The sequence below is a fragment of the Peribacillus sp. TH27 genome (assembly GCF_016650915.1).
Taxonomy (GTDB): domain Bacteria; phylum Bacillota; class Bacilli; order Bacillales; family DSM-1321; genus Peribacillus; species Peribacillus butanolivorans.
In genome coordinates this window covers 1,778,950-1,795,994 of sequence record NZ_JAEKEV010000002.1, presented here as the reverse complement: position 1 = coordinate 1,795,994, position 17,045 = coordinate 1,778,950, and the positions used below count along the sequence as shown (strand labels likewise).

General features: G+C 37.5%; 19 protein-coding genes. 11 read left to right on the top strand and 8 right to left on the bottom strand.

Annotation, left to right across the window (positions count from 1 at the left end; translation table 11 throughout):
• Window positions 1-288 precede the first annotated feature (288 nt).
• The 8 genes from cysK to JFU24_RS10015 all read left to right on the top strand — a co-directional run bounded on the left by cysK (window position 289) and on the right by JFU24_RS10015 (window position 9,521).
• Entirely contained in the window at window positions 289-1,212 is a 924-nt protein-coding gene (gene cysK, locus JFU24_RS10050; protein ID WP_053344908.1) for a cysteine synthase A, read from the top strand.
• 186 nt (window positions 1,213-1,398) lie between these two features.
• The gene (locus JFU24_RS10045) at window positions 1,399-2,616 is read left to right on the top strand and encodes a metallophosphoesterase family protein (RefSeq protein WP_201221725.1); all 1,218 of its coding nucleotides are present in this window, start codon (window positions 1,399-1,401) and stop codon (window positions 2,614-2,616) included.
• Window positions 2,564-5,659, top strand: coding sequence for an ATP-binding protein (locus JFU24_RS10040; RefSeq protein WP_201249906.1), 3,096 nt, complete (start codon window positions 2,564-2,566; stop codon window positions 5,657-5,659). Before JFU24_RS10045 ends, JFU24_RS10040 begins: the two co-directional genes overlap by 53 nt.
• Before the next feature lie 41 nt (window positions 5,660-5,700).
• Window positions 5,701-6,108 (top strand): hypothetical protein, encoded by a 408-nt coding sequence (locus JFU24_RS10035; protein ID WP_242485315.1) that lies wholly within the window; start codon window positions 5,701-5,703, stop codon window positions 6,106-6,108.
• A 497-nt stretch (window positions 6,109-6,605) separates the two neighbouring features.
• On the top strand, window positions 6,606-7,430 hold the full coding sequence (locus tag JFU24_RS10030) for an ABC transporter ATP-binding protein (protein WP_201221721.1): 825 nt from the start codon (window positions 6,606-6,608) through the stop codon (window positions 7,428-7,430).
• Window positions 7,423-8,121, top strand: a complete 699-nt coding sequence (locus tag JFU24_RS10025; protein ID WP_053344912.1) for a (2Fe-2S)-binding protein — start codon at window positions 7,423-7,425, stop codon at window positions 8,119-8,121. The genes JFU24_RS10030 and JFU24_RS10025 overlap by 8 nt, the downstream gene beginning before the upstream one ends.
• A 177-nt stretch (window positions 8,122-8,298) precedes the next feature.
• Window positions 8,299-9,237: a 3'-5' exoribonuclease YhaM gene (yhaM, locus tag JFU24_RS10020; RefSeq protein WP_201181969.1), complete on the top strand. Its 939-nt coding sequence runs from the start codon at window positions 8,299-8,301 to the stop codon at window positions 9,235-9,237.
• Between the two features lie 101 nt (window positions 9,238-9,338).
• On the top strand, window positions 9,339-9,521 hold the full coding sequence (locus tag JFU24_RS10015) for a sporulation YhaL family protein (protein WP_053344914.1): 183 nt from the start codon (window positions 9,339-9,341) through the stop codon (window positions 9,519-9,521).
• Between the two features lie 53 nt (window positions 9,522-9,574).
• On the opposite strand, the gene JFU24_RS10010 is transcribed toward JFU24_RS10015, so the two are convergent.
• A complete protein-coding gene (locus JFU24_RS10010; RefSeq protein WP_201221719.1) occupies window positions 9,575-10,441 on the bottom strand; it encodes a peptidylprolyl isomerase in 867 nt (288 codons plus the stop codon).
• Between the two features lie 200 nt (window positions 10,442-10,641).
• Here JFU24_RS10010 and JFU24_RS10005 point away from each other — a divergent pair, with 200 nt between their 5' ends.
• Both JFU24_RS10005 and JFU24_RS10000 read left to right on the top strand, forming a co-directional pair.
• A complete protein-coding gene (locus tag JFU24_RS10005; RefSeq protein WP_083450669.1) occupies window positions 10,642-10,725 on the top strand; it encodes a YjcZ family sporulation protein in 84 nt (27 codons plus the stop codon).
• 186 nt (window positions 10,726-10,911) lie between these two features.
• The gene (locus JFU24_RS10000) at window positions 10,912-10,995 is read left to right on the top strand and encodes a YjcZ family sporulation protein (protein WP_034314699.1); all 84 of its coding nucleotides are present in this window, start codon (window positions 10,912-10,914) and stop codon (window positions 10,993-10,995) included.
• Window positions 10,996-11,107: 112 nt separating this feature from the next.
• Here the strand turns inward: JFU24_RS10000 and JFU24_RS30215 are convergent, their stop codons facing one another.
• Both JFU24_RS30215 and JFU24_RS31295 read right to left on the bottom strand, forming a co-directional pair.
• A complete protein-coding gene (locus tag JFU24_RS30215; protein WP_034314696.1) occupies window positions 11,108-11,290 on the bottom strand; it encodes a hypothetical protein in 183 nt (60 codons plus the stop codon).
• 111 nt (window positions 11,291-11,401) lie between these two features.
• Complete coding sequence (locus JFU24_RS31295; RefSeq protein WP_223305572.1) at window positions 11,402-11,788, bottom strand: DUF3267 domain-containing protein; 387 nt, start codon at window positions 11,786-11,788, stop codon at window positions 11,402-11,404.
• 384 nt (window positions 11,789-12,172) lie between these two features.
• On the opposite strand from JFU24_RS31295, the gene JFU24_RS09990 reads away from it, so the two are divergent.
• A complete protein-coding gene (locus tag JFU24_RS09990) occupies window positions 12,173-12,499 on the top strand; it encodes a DUF1878 family protein (protein ID WP_201181962.1) in 327 nt (108 codons plus the stop codon).
• Between the two features lie 7 nt (window positions 12,500-12,506).
• Here the strand turns inward: JFU24_RS09990 and JFU24_RS09985 are convergent, their stop codons facing one another.
• The 5 genes from JFU24_RS09985 to JFU24_RS09965 all read right to left on the bottom strand — a co-directional run bounded on the left by JFU24_RS09985 (window position 12,507) and on the right by JFU24_RS09965 (window position 16,714).
• Window positions 12,507-13,085 carry an HTH-type transcriptional regulator Hpr gene (locus JFU24_RS09985; protein WP_053344917.1) on the bottom strand — a complete coding sequence of 193 codons (579 nt, stop codon included), beginning with the start codon at window positions 13,083-13,085 and terminating at the stop codon, window positions 12,507-12,509.
• 189 nt (window positions 13,086-13,274) lie between these two features.
• Entirely contained in the window at window positions 13,275-13,637 is a 363-nt protein-coding gene (locus JFU24_RS09980) for a YtxH domain-containing protein (protein WP_201221717.1), read from the bottom strand.
• 620 nt (window positions 13,638-14,257) lie between these two features.
• Window positions 14,258-14,776 (bottom strand): tryptophan transporter, encoded by a 519-nt coding sequence (locus tag JFU24_RS09975; protein WP_098174919.1) that lies wholly within the window; start codon window positions 14,774-14,776, stop codon window positions 14,258-14,260.
• A 130-nt stretch (window positions 14,777-14,906) separates the two neighbouring features.
• Window positions 14,907-16,010, bottom strand: a complete 1,104-nt coding sequence (gene serC, locus JFU24_RS09970; protein WP_201181956.1) for a 3-phosphoserine/phosphohydroxythreonine transaminase — start codon at window positions 16,008-16,010, stop codon at window positions 14,907-14,909.
• Between the two features lie 281 nt (window positions 16,011-16,291).
• Entirely contained in the window at window positions 16,292-16,714 is a 423-nt protein-coding gene (locus JFU24_RS09965) for an HIT family protein (protein WP_201249905.1), read from the bottom strand.
• Between the last annotated feature and the right edge of the window lie 331 nt (window positions 16,715-17,045).

Here is a 17,045-nt window from a genome sequence, read left to right as displayed (position 1 = left end):
ACTTTCAATATTAAGTGGGGAATATATAAGAAACGGGATACATCCTTAGTGATTGAAAAGAAATATATCGAACAAGATTTAAAAGAAATAAAAGCTGGTAAATAATGAGAAAGGCTACTCTATAGCCTACAGGGCTCTATGAGTATGCTTTTTATTTTTGGACACTGATTTGGACAGAATGAAAATTAAACCTATTTATTTAAGCGGAATTCTTTCCTTAAAACAAAAAATCATAAATGATATAATAATGTAGTAGAAAGTGCATAAGCCGAAAGGAGACTTTTTTGAATGACAGTAAAAATCGTAAATAATATTACGGAATTGATAGGAGATACACCAGTTGTTAGAATTAATCATTTAACAGCGGAGGGTGACGCGGAAGTATATGTGAAACTTGAATATTTTAATCCGAGTCGCAGCGTAAAAGATCGGGCTGCCTTTAACTTAATTAGGCAGGCTGAACTGGATGGAATTATTCAATCTGGAGCAACAATCATTGAACCCACCTCTGGAAATACAGGTATCGGACTTGCAATGAATGCTGCAGCAAAAGGCTATCGGGCTATTATGGTCATGCCGGATAATATGTCAAAAGAAAGAATTAACATATTAAAAGCATACGGAGCGGAGGTTGTCCTCACTCCTGCGTCAGAAAGGATGCCAGGAGCAATTCGTAAAGCCGAAGAACTTGCTGCAGAGATTCCTAATAGCTTTATTCCTCAGCAATTTGAAAACAAAGCCAATCCTGATATACATCGAGTAACGACAGCGGTCGAGATCTTAGAGCAGATGGACCGCAAGTTGGACGTGTTTGTCGCAACTGCTGGAACAGGTGGAACGATTACAGGAACGGGTGAAGCGTTAAAAGAACAACTTCCTGATTTAAGAGTCGTCGTTGTCGAGCCTAAAGGTTCTCCTGTTCTTTCAGGAGGGAAGCCAGGTCCCCATAAGCTGGTAGGTACAAGCCCTGGTTTTGTACCAAGCATTTTAAATACCGAAGTACTTGATGAAATTGTGCAAGCGGCAGATGAAGATGCGATTTCGACGATGAAGGATATGGCTGCGAAGGAAGGTATATTAATCGGGCCTTCAAGCGGTGCCTCTGTCTGGGCTGCCCTTCAGGAAGCTCGTCGTCTTGGAACTGGAAAACGTGTCCTTTGCATTGCACCGGATAATGGTGAACGTTACTTAAGTATGGATATTTTTAAATAAATAGTAGAGACCGAATGCTGTGCACGAAACAAAGTGTCTGCCATTCGGTCTTTTTTCTCCTGAAATTGCCGATACTGGTTATCCCGATCCATTACTATAACGGCAGTACTGTAATTCGGATGAGAAAGTATGTTCTATTTATGTTAAAATAAAAGTAAATTGATGTTAGGAACCGAGGTGATTTCAGTGAGCAGTGTGAAGTTCATTCATGCGGCCGATCTACATTTGGATAGTCCTTTTTCCGGATTGAAGGATATGCCGCCATCTTTATTAAAGGAAATAAGAGAAAGTCCTTTTAAGGCCTTTCAAAAAATGATTAATGAGGCAATTTTCCATCAGGTTGACTTTATTGTGTTATCGGGTGATTTATTTGATGGGGAAAATCGAAGTCTTCGGACACAGGTCCGCTTTCGAAGCGAAATGGAAAAACTTCAGCAACACCAGATTCCAGCCTTTATCATTCATGGAAATCATGATCATCTCAGCGGATCATGGGTCACGGTTGAGCTTCCGGGAAATGTTCACGTTTTTTCGGGGCAAACCGAAGTGAAATTATTTCAAAAAAGCGATGGAACGTCTGTCCACCTTTATGGATTTAGTTATCCACGGCGTCATGTAACAGAGCGAATGATCGAAACATACATAAAAGCTGAAGGGGCAGATTACCATATCGGTCTACTTCATGGCAATTTAGAAGGAAATTCTGAGCATAGCCCATATGCCCCTTTTTCGCTAAAGGAACTTTGTGCCAAAGATTTTGATTACTGGGCATTAGGCCATATTCATAAGCATCAGGTTGTATCAGAAAATCCGCTTGTAATTTACCCAGGGAATATTCAAGGTAGAAATCGTAAGGAGTCTGGCGTAAAAGGCTGCCTACTAGTCGAACTGGACGGTGACACTAAGCGACATTCCTTTATCGAAACCTCCGGGGTGATATGGGAAAGTGAAACAATAAAAATTTCTGCAGATTCAAATTTTGATGCTCTGTATAAGGTATGCAAGGATATTCTTGAGAAAAAGCGCTTTGATGGTAGATGCTATCTTTTAGAGATAAAGTTGGACATTGTAGGTTCAGTAAACTATTATGGTGAAATTCTTGAAGAATTGACCAGGATTTTACAGGATGAGGAGCAAGGTGAGTCGTTTGTTTGGCTGTATAGAATCAAAATCATTCAGCCTATATCCGTGGTAAGTTCGAGAGAAAAAATAACGCCGTTTGTGGCTGAAATATCAATGCTTGCTTCTGAATTTGAGGATATTGAGACTGCCCTGTCACCGCTTTATAAGCAGCCAGGAGCAAGAAGATTCCTTGATTCCTTAGAGGCAGAAGAGCAGCAGGAGCTTATGGATGAAGCAGAAAGATGGCTTTTGCAGGTTTTTGAATCAAAAGGATATTTATAAAAAGGAGGAAAATGGTTTGATAATTAAAGACCTCCATGTTTATGGTTATGGCAAACTGGAAAATCAACGTTTTCCAGAAATGAAACAGCTGCAAATCTTCTTTGGAGAAAATGAATCGGGCAAATCCACAATTATGTCTTTCATTCATAGTATTCTTTTTGGGTTTCCAACAAAAGTTCAAAATGAACCGCGTTACGAGCCTAAAATGCATGCCAAATATGGCGGGAGACTCACTCTCATCACAAAAAAGGACGGGGAAATCTTTATTGAACGGGTGAAGGGAAAAGCCACCGGTGATGTGAAAGTGACTTTCGAAAACGGGAGGGTTGGAGGCGAGCAAGAACTGAATGATATTCTCCATGGAGTTGATAAAAACTATTACCAAGCCATTTTTTCTTTCGACCTTCAGGGTCTGCAGGGATTACATACACTCAGTGAAGGAACCATGAGTAAATATTTGCTTTCAGCCGGGCTGATTGGGAACGATAAACTTCTCGAGGCAGAAACGAAGCTGCAAAAAGAATTGGATCTCAGGTTCAAGCCATCAGGTCATAAACCTCTACTAAATGTCAGATTAAAAGAACTCAGAGAAGTTCAAAAAAAGGTGAAAGCGGCAGAAGATGAACAAAAGTCATATACGGCTTTACTGCTGGAAGAAACAAAACTTACAGGTGAACTTTCTGAAATCACGGACCAGATCCAAGAGATAGAGGTAAGCCATGTTAACTCGAGTACTTTTTTACGAATTAAACCGTTGCTTGAGGAACGGGAAGAAATTGAATCAAGACACAGTAAGATTAAGGATGTCAGTTTTCCTGTTGATGGTTTAAAAAGGTTTGAACAGTTACAAGCAGTTGGGATGCCAATTAATGCCCAACTAGCCGCCTTGACTGAGAAGGTAGAGCAACTTGAACAAAATCTAGTACAAATCGAGATCAACCCGTTTATCAGGGATCATAAAGAACGGATCGAACATGCAATCGACCAAGGGTCATTGCTGGATAAGCTTGAGTTGGACATGCGCAAAGCGGAACATGAAAGGCTGATGGAAGAAAAGAATATTGAAAAGGTAAAGCAGGAATTATTCTGGGATGTTTCTGATGAAGAAATCAGGAAACTCGATATCAGTACATTCAATAAGGAAAAGGTAAAAAAAGCAGAGAGGGAGAAGCATCGTCTGCAAAATGATAAAAGACAGCTCGATGAAAAATATGGATTGCAAAAAGGGAATCTAGAAACGACGGAAGCACGCTTGAAGGAGAAAAAGCAACAGCTATTGACAGAAGAAAAAAGAAACAAGCTGGAGTCTTTATATAACAAGCAGAATAGTACCGGTTCTGAAGAAGCTAAAATCCTGCTTCTTGATGAGCAAATTTTGGAGCTTGAAAAACAATTAAAATTACAGAAGAAGAAGGAGGAGAATAATCGCAAACGTTCGCTGCTCATAAATGGCAGTTTAATAGGACTTTTTTGTTTGGGTGCAATAGGAAGTTTTTTCAGTGACCAGATATTAGTAGGAAGTATACTTCTGACAGCGGCCGTTTTGTTTGCAGTTTCTAGGTCTTTATTCAAGGGAGATGATATATTGTCCGGGTTTACCCGTCAACTTGATGAAGCGAAAAGGAAAAGGGCTGTATTTGAGAGTGAGGCAAAAACTAACAGAGAGATTGAAGGAGAGTCGATGGGGCAACTGCTGGAACAAGATTACCGTCTTCAAAGGCAGCTCGAAAATGAACGGTTTAAATATGAAGAGCGAGAGGAAGCCTTCGAAACGACTATCCAGGAATACGCCGCCTGGGAAGCAAGCAGGGACCGACTAAATAAAGAGGTGAGCACCATCATTAATGGCTGGGGGATGCCTTATTCCGGAGTGGAAATCAATCTTGAATCCGTATTTGAATTGCTTGAGAAGTGGAAGGAAGCCGTTGAAAGGAAACATGAAAAAATCAGACAATATCAATTTTTAGATTCAGAGTTTGAAGGTAAATCGGAGGCTTTATTTCAATTTGCTCTAGGGAGTGGTCTGGAGCCCTCCACTTGGAGGGACGCAATCAGCCTTTTGAAACGAGAAATAAACAATACGATGGAAAAAAACGTTCAACTTACACAATGGATGCAGGAACTGAGCCGTTTAACGAATGAAATAGAGCGGCTGTCGATAGAAAAAGACTATCTTGATGTGGAAAAGGAACAGCTTTTTGCCATAGCGCATGTTAAGGGTGAGGAAGAGTTTCGTCAAAACGCGGTCTTGTCTGAGGAGAAAGTCATGTTGCAAAAACAATATGATTTGCTAAACATTCAAATAGGGCAATCCCGAATGCAGTCTGAACTGATTCAAACTCTCTATAAACAGGGAATCAGCACATATACTCTTGAAAAATTGGAACAAAAGCGTAAGGATTTAGTAAAGGAAAAATCACTTTTATTGGAGAAGCGGTCCGATACGAAGCAAAGAATCAAACAGCTTGAGGCTTCAGGTATTTATGACGATTTACTTCATCATTTTTATGAAGAAAAAGCGGCTTTTAACGAGGAAGCGAAGGAATGGGCAAAATTTGCCATAGCCAAAAGCTTATTAAATAAAACCTTAGACCGATATAAACGAGAACGTCTCCCGAAGGTCATCGCTGAAGCAGAACAACATTTTGCCTTTTTAACAAATGGGCGCTATAGGAAGATAAACCTTGATCAGTCAGGTGATGGACTTTGGGTAGAGCGCAGTGATGGCTTGAGTTTCAGTGCTGAGGAGGTCAGCCGTGGAACAGCAGAGCAAATTTATGTTTCCTTAAGGCTCGCGCTTGCTGATCATACTTTTGAGGATGATTCATTCCCACTCATCATTGATGATAGTTTTGTTAATTTTGACGGGGTAAGAACAAAACGGATGCTTGAATTATTGAAGAAGGTGTCGGAAAAGCGGCAAATTTTCTTTTTTACATGTCACCAACATGTATTGGAACATTTCACAGAAAATCAAGTAATTCGGCTATCTAAGCAAGTTTTGCATCAAAATGAGAAGGATATAATTATTTCTGAAATATAATGAAATTTAAATTACTAATAAAGAGAGTGAAGGCATTGAATATGAATGAGTTTGTTAGCCATCATGATTCTTCTCTACAGTTAATCATCGAAAAGGAGTTTCCTGATAAACGGTGTGTTGGGGGGAAGTATTCTGCAGAAGAACATACAATCACTTTATATAATAGAGATATCGAAATTCAGTGCGAAGGTGTCCTAGGCTCGCTTGAAAGACTTGAGGAGTATACCTGGATTATCTTCACACATGAGCTAGGTCACGCGTTAGATCCGAATCTTGCTATGCTGAGTGAGGAGTTATCCTGTACGAAAAATCCAGATATCCTTTATCAAATAGAAGTCAATGCATGGAATATTGCCGAGGAACTAATTCCTTTTATCGATCAGGATTTGTTCTTCCTAATTAGAAATGAATCATTGGTTTATTGCACAAACCGCCTGCTTGTTGGTTGAAAAAAACCCTCTCCCAATATAGGAGAGGTTTTTTGTTTTTTCTTGATTTTACCTATAAATGAAGAAGGGTCATCTATCCTTACTGAAAAGCCCGCATTTATTTCAAGTGGTGGCAGAATTAACATGCTTGCATACTAAGTTCCCGCCTAGTAGAGCTGATACAGGTAGCTGTGCCATGTAACAAGAAGTTGATGGTGGACTATTTAACCGATATGGCAATGCCTTAAATTAAACGATGTAGCTTGTGTGTTATTTCAGCAAATTACCTTTGTCTGAATAATGGACTCAGTTTTTTCATTTTTGATTGGATGATATTAATGTTAACTAAGGATTCTTCATATATTTAATCGAAGGATAACTTTATTAAAGGATAATTATTTTTGTATTCATAAAGAAGAACAGAAACTATGTTTTTTTGTTTTTATCTTTTTTAAAATTGACATTGATAATCATTTTCATTAAACTGATATTATTAGACTAATAAGGGGAGTATTTTAATGCGACCAGCTATTAACACACAGTCTTTATCGCTCGGTTATGGTGAAAAATTAATTATAAATGAAATGAATATAGAAATACCTCATGGGGAGATCACCGTATTCATTGGTGCAAATGGATGTGGGAAATCAACGCTTCTTCGTTCGGTTGCCCGCTTGTTAAAGCCTCAATCCGGTTCAGTTTTACTTGAGGGAAAAGCTATTTCTTCCATGTCATCGAAGGATGTAGCAAGGAAGATGGCGATTCTTCCACAATCGCCTATTGCCCCTGAAGGACTTACGGTCTATCAACTTGTTAAACAAGGAAGATATCCATATCAAAGCTGGTTGAAGCAGTGGAGCTCTTTGGATGAGGAAAAAGTTCAAAAGGCAATTGAAGCAACGAACCTAACAGAATTGAAGGATCAGGCGGTCGATGAATTATCAGGAGGTCAGAAGCAAAGGGCCTGGATAGCGATGACCCTAGCGCAGGATACGGACATCATTTTATTGGATGAACCGACTACATATCTTGATATGGCACATCAAATCGACATTTTGGACTTATTATTCGATTTGAATGAATCTGAGAATCGAACAATTGTGATGGTGCTTCATGATTTGAATCTGGCTTGCCGCTATGCGGATAATCTGGTGGCTCTTAAAGATGGAGCGATATATGATCAGGGACGGCCAGAGGATATAATCACTCCTGAAATGGTTCATCAAGTATTCGGAATGAAGTGTAAAATTTCGTTTGATCCGATTTTTGGCAGCCCAATGTGTATCCCGTTTGGAAAGGGGCGTTATGCCCAAAGTCAGGTAAAAGCGCTGGCAAATGCATAAACTTTCTTCTTCTATAGAAAAAGAGCTGCAAACGTATCGGATTTCCCTCAAAGATGAAGCTCAAGTTTCCAAGTCGTTTGATCATATTGATGGGCTGCTTCAGTATGCACAAGCCCGGACTGGAGCGGAAACGACAAGAGTTGCAGCCTCAATGTGGTTCAGACGTTATGCCTTTTTTGTTACGGCACAATTGTACATGATCAGCAAGCATCGGCTTACTTGGAATGGTACACTTCAGGACATGGGTGTCTTGGATAATCCCGAAGATAAAAATTGGCTGCCAAACTTTTGGCTGAAAAATAACAGTTGGAGAGATGTTTCGGAAAAGGATAGCCCTTTAGCACTCAAATCCATATTAAGCAGGTTTGGTGCGGAAGCTATTCTTCCACTTTCTAAAGCTACTAAAATATCAAAACTTGTACTCTGGGAGAACATTTGGGGCTATACGGTATGGATGTATGCCGAGTTACTGAAACAGCCAGATATAAAAACACGAGTTGAAACGGACATTGAAAGGCTGCTTGAAGATGAGATTTGGATGAATATAGAAAGGCATTCACCATTTAAACGATTCATTGGAGAAAAAACCATTCCTGAGTCCATGAATCCTTATAAACGAGTGACATGCTGTTTATATTACCAGATTGACGGTCAGGAAAAATGCTCATACTGTCCGAATAAGAACTGTTGAATAGATAATCATAAGAAAACCAGGCTTTGACTTCGAGCCTGGTTTTCTTATGGGATGAAAAGTTTCATCTGTCCAGTCTTTTTCTTTCGGGTTGTCTATCACTTATTATAGAAACTAAACGCACTAATCGGGTTGATATGTTATAATGTTGATATTTAATTGAACGGAGGCAGTCGCATGGGAAATGGGATTATTCACTATGGAATTGGTGAAGTAGTAGATATATATATGTATATTAAAACGAGTACAAAGGCGGTTGCGAGTAATGGAAAGCCGTTTTTGACACTGATTTTGTCTGATAAAACTGGGGAGATTGAGGCTAAGTTATGGGATGTCTCCGAGACTGATGAGAAAACATACAGTGCAGAAGCTACGGTGAAAGTTCAGGGGGAAGTCCAGAATTATCGAGGACGAAGCCAATTGAAGATCCGTAATATTAGACTTACTGCGGATGCTGATGGCATCACAAAAGCGGATTTGATTCAAACGGCACCTTTAAGTCAGGATGAAATGATGGAAACGATTACTCAATTCATTTTCGAAATGAGGAACCCAAATATCCAAAGGGTGACCAGACACCTTATCAAAAAATATCAGAATGAATTCTTGACGTTTCCTGCTGCTACTAAGAACCACCATGAGTATATGTCAGGACTCGCATATCACGTTGTGTCGATGCTGGGATTAGCTAAAGCCATTTCAAGCCTATATCCTTCGCTCGATAAGGATCTTCTTTATGCAGGGGTCATTCTACATGACCTTGGAAAGGTACATGAACTATCTGGACCTGTGTCGACTGTATATACGGTTGAAGGTAACCTTCTAGGCCATATCACCATCATGGTAAATGAAGTCGGTAAAGCTGCAGAGGAATTAGGGATCGATGCAGAAGAAATCATGATCCTCAAGCACTTAATATTAAGTCACCATGGTAAAGCTGAATGGGGCAGTCCTAAACCACCAATGGTAAGGGAAGCAGAAGTACTTCATTATATAGATAACATGGATGCCAAAATAAATATGATGGACCGGGCATTGGAAAAAGTAAAACCGGGTGAATTTACGGAAAGAGTCTTTGCACTCGATAATCGTTCATTCTATAAACCAACATTTTAATGAAATATGTTTCTTTCTCAATCGAGAAAGAAGCATATTTTTTTTGTTTCTGCATATTCTCTAGTAAATGACTAGGAGACTTATTTGGGAGGGAAAAGGACATGCCAATATGGATCTGGTTTGTGTTTATTGGAATCATCGTTAGTGCAGTCATGTCAATATGGACAGCTAGGCAAGAACGCCTTATAGATGATGCTTGGATTGAGAAGGAAGGTCAGAAGTATATTGAAAGGATGGAAGAGGAAAGAGAGAGGCGTAAAAAGGATATAAACCAGGGAGCCTAGCCTGAAATAAAAAAAGCGACAGGACATAGTCCTGTCGCTTTTACTATTCAAAATTACTTTTCTTCTTTAGTTGTGCCACCAGATGTAATAGCATCTTTTAAATCTTTATCATTAATCTTCACGTCTGCTTTTTTAACCTCTGCATCCAGAATATCTTGAACTTTAGTTTGGTCAATTTGAGCGACCTTCAAATCATATTCAAGATCTTTTTTCATATCTTTGTATGGTTTCTTTTCTTTTGTATCAAGCAGTTGGATAATGTGGTAGCCGTAATCAGATTTAATCGGTGCGCTGATTTCGTCTTTCTTCATTTTGTAGGCTGCTTCTTCAAATGCAGGAACCATTTCACCTTTACCGAACCAGCCTAGCTCTCCACCTTTATCTTTTGTGCCTGTGTCAGTAGAATACTCTTTAGCAAGTTTAGCAAAGTCTTCGCCTTTATCCAATTTTGCTTTAACTTCGTCTGCTGTTTTTTTGTCTTTTACAAGGATATGCCTAGCTTTGATTTGTGGTTTATAGTCTTCATAAGCTTTTTTTACTTCAGCTTCTTTCACGGTAATATCCGCGATGGCTGCTTTCTCTTGAAGCATGCCGATTTTTAGTGCACGTTTAAGATCATCTTCGCTCTTATATCCGGAAGAGGCTAGAGCTGTTTCGAAATTCTCACCCATTTGCTCTTTAAGCTCGTCCGTTTTAGCTTTAACTTCTTTATCCGTTACGGTATATTTTTCAGAAAGAACTTTTTCATAAACAAGTTCTTGAAGAACTGTATCACCATAACGGTCCTTCATGACATTGTAAAACTCTTCTTTAGATATATCTCCTGCTTTAGTTTCTACGACTGCTTCCTTGTCGCTGTTGCATGCTGTAAGTCCGATCAATCCTGCTGTAACAGCAATCGATAATGCCCATTTCTTCATTAAAAAACAACTCCTAGTTTTAAGTTTCTTGTTTGCTCTTCTTAGTATTTCCACAAAATTAACTATAACATATTCTGGTTACTTTACAAAAAATAATATATTGATGTATGAATAAGAATTTTACGAAAATTGGGTAAATACCTAACCGGATAATAAACCTTAACATATGATAAATCGAGGACAACAAAGGAGGTAGGAAAATGGGTAATGGATTTAACGGAGGTTTCGCTTTGTTAGTAGTGTTATTCATTTTATTAATAATTGTAGGGGCAGCCTTTTGCTAATTATACTCAAAATTAATAATGGAAAGAGCCCACTCCTTTTGCAATGGAGTTGAATAGGATAGGGTAGCCGCTCAACAAGAAATGAATAAAATGCTTATCAAGCTAATGAAAGGAATGATTCCTTTTAGCGGATATAAGAGTGTGCATGAAATTGCTATTACTTAAGAATGGAAAGGAGGAAGATCAATGTCTGGAGGAATAGGTGGAGGCTTTGCTCTAATTGTCGTTCTTTTCATCCTGTTAGTCATAATTGGAGCTTCTTGGTTATAAACTCATAAACAAAAAGGCGAAGCTGCTCGCTTCGCCCTTTTCTTTATGTGGATAATGCCCCGGGTATCATCAATGTATGTAACAAATGATAATCAACATTTGTTGCTCATCTCTACGTATACAAAATTTCAATATAGGAGGATAATAACATAATAGTAATTAATACATTAATGGTCCTGAATACTTTAGGCTGCCGGTCTTCAGCAATTTCCTTTTGAATACATAAAGAATTTGTCATTCTATTAATATTATAAAGAATCAGTATAGCAAAAATAATAAACCAGAACGAGATCAAAACCTAAAATCCCTCCTTACAAAACATCATGTATAAATACGATACCAAATTATAATGAAAAAAGATACCTAAAAATCTGTCAGTCATCTTTTTGAATAAAAAGACAATCAATTACTTTTGGATGAGGATGTCGTATCCTTCTCCATGTTCTTCAATAAAGGAATGCCCTGGCGAACCAACTAGATTTTTTATATAAATGAAATCCGATACACATAATCCGGTGTGCAGGGAAAATAAAATAGTGAAATAATGGATGTAATGTGGATAACTAAGGGCACACCCAATTAATATGACAGACATAATTAAAAAGGGTAGCACTAGCGTCAAGAGATATAGGTGCTTTCGAATGGGGTAATGCACATTTATTTTGCATGTGAGCACGAGTCTCCACTTCAAAGACCAGGATGTTTTCACTTTTTTACATAGTAATCGTAGAGGTAAATAGTGTAATAGTTTGTGAACAGGATATAATAAGAGCAATAGGCTAAAAAATACCATTGTTTGATCGTCATACAAAACGACATGAGTTGAAAAGACACTTAATAATGTATAGATCATAACAAAAGACATCAATATAGTAAAAACTGAAAAAATAATTAAACGGCAACTCCCATATTGTTTTGTTACGTCTATTGTTTTCCACGAATTCATTTTGAAATCAGCCCTCCATAGACCGTTGAATTTACTTACATACATTACGATGAATGAGTTGAAAAAGCAATAGAATTTTTGGATTTAGTTTGAAGATAAAAAACAGTGCAGAATGAAGAAGGCTACAATAAGATAAAATCGAGTTCTAAATGAAGAATAAGGTGGATTTTGGGCGGAATAATGGTTTGGAGTCTTTATGCTAAATAATGATTGATTGGGGATTAATAATGTATGGGAAATATAAATGAAGAAATAGAAATACTCCGTTTTCATCAGCAACTATTATTAAACCTTATACGTAATCCGGAGGCAAAGTTAGACTTTCTTTTTGTGGAAAAAAATTTCACGAAGAAGGAAGCGGAAGAGTTGTTGGAGACATGTGATATATTGAGCAAACGCTATGAAATAGAAAAAGCGGAAGGGTACATGAACTTTCGACCGCTTTTTATTCAATTTGAAAAAAGGTTGAATCCTAAAATAACCATAAAAGAATGTATTAACGCATGCCTCTCACAAGGTTTATATGTATCATTCATGAAGGAAATGAATAGAGTGTGAGATTAAATTAAACTGGCTCAGTTTCTTTCTCTATCTTTTTTTTTGTGATTTTGCCTTCAACGTCAGTAAACTCCTGATCAATGTTATCGAATGACCGTTCAAAGATTTGCATGAAATCTTCCCCGTATATGTTACGAATGACAGCCATCATTTCAATCATATCCGGAAACTTACCATAAAGTTCACGAAGTGGAAGTGCACCTGAGAAAGCTGAGTTTTTACTTGGGTCATATGACTCCATTAACTCAAGTAGAACTCTTTCACCTTCTGGAGTTATCTCAATATACGTATTTCTTTTGTCATTCTCTTTCTTGGAGAATGTTAAAAATCCACGTTCCTCTAATTTTTTTGAAAAGTTAAATGCTGTTGAAACATGCATGACCCCAAATTTTGCAACGTCTGAAATGGAAGAGCCATTAAGATGATAAGCAATCCAAAGAATATGGTGCTCATTGATGTTTAAATCATAGGGCTTAATCCATTGCTGCCAATCTTTTTCAATCGATTTCCATAATGCTTTGCTTAATTGTGCAATTCGTTGACTAAAAATCATTGCTTCTTTCATAGAATAATTTTTATTCTGCATTTTATGGGCTCACCTACTTATCAGATTCTGTATATTTATTATGACAATAAAATAAAAATTAATAAAGATAATATTTGCAAAATTTTTAGAAAATTTAAGGTTTTTTAATAGATTCTCCATTTTTCTCTAATAAACTATGCAAATTATTGGGAAAAATGGAGAATCAGCCTTGTATGATGGTGTTAACTTTTAGTTTTTAGGAGAAGGTAATGCTGTTTCTAATTCTTTCAGAGAATCTTCAATTTCTTGAACATTCTTCAATAATTCCGTTTTATTTGGTTCAATTTCCTGCTTCCAGTTCTCAATGACCACCTGAACATCTGAAATGAAGGTTTTCACCGTTTCTTTGCTGATTTGTGTAGCTTCCATTGTGTCATCTTTAATATTTAACAATTTTGCCTTTAACTCATCAATGACTGCCTTAATTTCTTCCGTGTTTGTTTTGATGCGAGTCCGTAAGTCTTTACCAGAACTTGGTGCAGAAAGTAAGGTTGCTGCTCCCGCTACAACTGTTCCAGTTAAAAAGCCAATTAGTAATGATTTTGCTTTCATTAGGATCACCTCATTTTATAATATTGATTTCGCTTTACATGGTCTAAATCCCTGCTGGAAAAACATCAATTGGAAATTAAGTTATATAGGGATATAAATACTATTGATAACAAAATACCATAATTTTCATCCTTAGGGAAGAGTCTCTACCATTTTATCTTTATATCACAAAAATATTTTTTTAAACTTAGATATTAAATATATAATATTTAAAAATAACTTGAAAATTAATCTATAAATGCTTCATATAAAGAAAAGAACGGCATATAGATAGTAAAAAACTAGCTGTCGGATCATTGATGGCATTGGTGGGTAATAATGAAATTTATATTTTTATTAGGCCTAATATGCCTGTGTGGAATGGGGTATTTTCTAAGGAAAGCAAAAAATCCTGGTATCTATCCTCCTAAGAGGGTGCATCAAACTAGAGCGTTCGCTTTGGGCCTACCTGGGGTCTTTCTGCTTTTTATTTGGTTTATGTGGGTATTGATTCATTAAGCCTCAGAGGATTTGTTTTAATGTCAGAGATAAGTCTAGATGCTGACTAAATCCCAGATTCATAAGGAGAAAAAAAAGCACCGGTCATTCCGGTGCTTTTTTAAGTATGATATTCCTGCTGTTTAAGCATGAGCGGGTATATTTGATTTTTTTACAATGCCGTTCACAATTGGATAAATGATAACCATCGCAACTGTATTTAGCAGTACGGCAGGAAGGACAACAGCTCCGAATAGTGCAACGAAAGGCCCTGGTAGGGAGACGATATAATAAGCCGAACCAAGGAAGGCAGCGCCGGAAATAATTGTTCCTACGGCAGTCAATATACTTACGGTGACAACGGATGTTGAAAACTTCTTAAGACTGATAAATAAAAGATAAAACAGAAAAGCTGTTACCAACTTGTCTATGATATTTGGAATTTGTCCTCCGGGGAATGTTGTTGTCATGGCAGAGATAGCTCCAGCAGCCAAGGCTACAATGAATACATTCTTTTTCTCGGGAAACAGTGCAATCGCCAAAAACATCATCAACAGCATCATGTCCGGTTTCATTCCTAGGAAGAATCCTGGAACAATAAAATGCAAAGCAGCCCCAATCCCGATTAAAAGGGATATTGACACAAGAGTTTTCGTTTTCATTTACTCATCTCTCCTATTCTCATCTCAACTAAAATCTTTTCTTCAACAATGCACTACTGCTTGTTGCAAGAAGTTTAAAATAGTATATCATAAGACCTATTTTTTTAGAAGTCTTAAATTTGCATAGAAACTAGAGGGCTTGTGCTTCAGTTGCTTTATAGGATTCTTGAAACTTTTTCATGAAGTCAGCAAGATCTTGGCAATGTGAAAGCGGTACCGCATTATAAATGGATGCTCTGCAGCCTCCAATAGATCGGTGACCGTTTAGTCCCACAAATCCAGCTTGCTTAACTTCTTTCAGGAATTGTTTTTCAGCTTCTTCAGTCGGAAGTGTGAACGTTACATTCATATGTGAACGGCTGTCTGGAAGGGCATGGCCTTTGTAAAAACCATTGCTGTTGTCGATAGCATCGTAAATGACTTTTGCCTTTTCTCCATTTACTTCGGCAATCTTCTCTACACCGCCCTGTTCTTTGGCCCAATCCAACACAAGTGACAATAAGTAAATCGCTAATGTCGGCGGTGTGTTATATAATGAGTTATTTTTTGAATGAATAGAATAATTCAACATGGATGGGATTTTTTCATTATCAGTTATTAAATCTTTACGGATGATAACGACGGTAATTCCAGAAGGTCCTAGATTTTTTTGTGCACCAGCATAAATGATTCCGAATTTACTAACATCAATTTTTTTGCTAAGGATATCACTTGACATATCAGCTACTAGTGGAACGTTACCTGTTTCTGGGAAATGTTTCCATTGTGTTCCGTAAATTGTATTATTACTTGTAATATGAAGATATGCCGCATCTTCATTCAATTTGATATCCTCAAGTTTAGGAATGAACGTATATTTTTCATCCTTAGATGAAGCAACGACTGCTGTATTACCAACTTTTTCGGCTTCCTTTAAAGCTTTTTCCGACCAAGAACCTGTTAGTACAAAATCTGCGCGTTGTCCCTCATTCAAAATGTTCATAGGAATCATAGAGAATTGAAGACTGGCTCCCCCTTGCAGAAAAAGAACCTCATAATTTTCAGGAATTTCCAAAAGATCTTTTAAGGATTGAATGGCATGGTTATGAATTTTTTCAAATTCAGCACTTCGATGGCTTAATTCCATGACAGACATACCAGAATCCTCAATATTCAACCATTCGTTTTGAGCTCTTTGTAAAACTTCTAAGGGAAGGGCGGCTGGCCCAGCGTTAAAATTGCGTGCACGTTTCAATTTTCTTCCTCCTATACGGCTATGTGTTAAAGTATTCTAGTCTATTTATATCCTACCAGAAAACTAAATTCAATAGGAGGAAAATTTAGAATTTTAGATGGATAATCATTTTGATTTAGGAAGGAGTAGAAGAGGAGGAAATAAATAGGTCCTTCACTGTGAGTGAGGACCTATTTAGGGTATTTAATTGTCACGGTACAACTGAATAGTATTGAACGTAAGTTGTAATCTTCTAAACATTTTGGGAGATAGACAATAACCCTTTACTGATAGCGGGAGTTTCACCTAATATGCTGTGCAATAGAGTCGGCTATTTGTTTCAGGTCATCGGGTGTATAGTCACGTGTATGTGTTTTCCAAACTGCCCCAAAGCCGTCATTTTCTCCGTGTCGTGGAATTAAGTGCATATGAAAATGGAAAACGGACTGTCCGGCTGCTTCCCCGTTATTATTTAAAAGATTAAGGCCGACAGGTTGGAATTCTTGTTTCATGGCACGGGCAATTTCAGGCACGACTTCAAATAGATTTTTGGCGATTTCCGGTGTTAACTCGTAAAGGTTTTCCTTATGTACTTTAGGAATCACCAAAGTATGGCCTTTTGTTACTTGACTGATATCAAGAAAAGCTAGCACATGTTCATTTTCAAAAACTTTCGTACTTGGAATTTCACCATCGATTATTTTGCAGAAAATGCAATCACTCATTAAAAACGCCCCTTTAAAAAAATTAATGTATTTGGTTAATCGTACCATAGCTTGATTCCCTGAGAAAAGAAAAAACCATAAAAACAGGATGCAACGGAAAGTTGCACCCTGTCTGTTTGAAAAAGGGGGTTTTGCTTCAATTCGCATTAGCATAAATTCTCTGCGACAAACACCTCATCTACAGTAAAGTAAAGTAAAATACGGTTATCTGATTAGAGATTTTCCATTCAAAGCAACCATCTCCTATATCTTTAAAGTTTCATCAACTTTCAAAGCATAAATGATAATTATTGAATGATTTTTCTGCTTTTACGTGCAAGCGAACCATCTC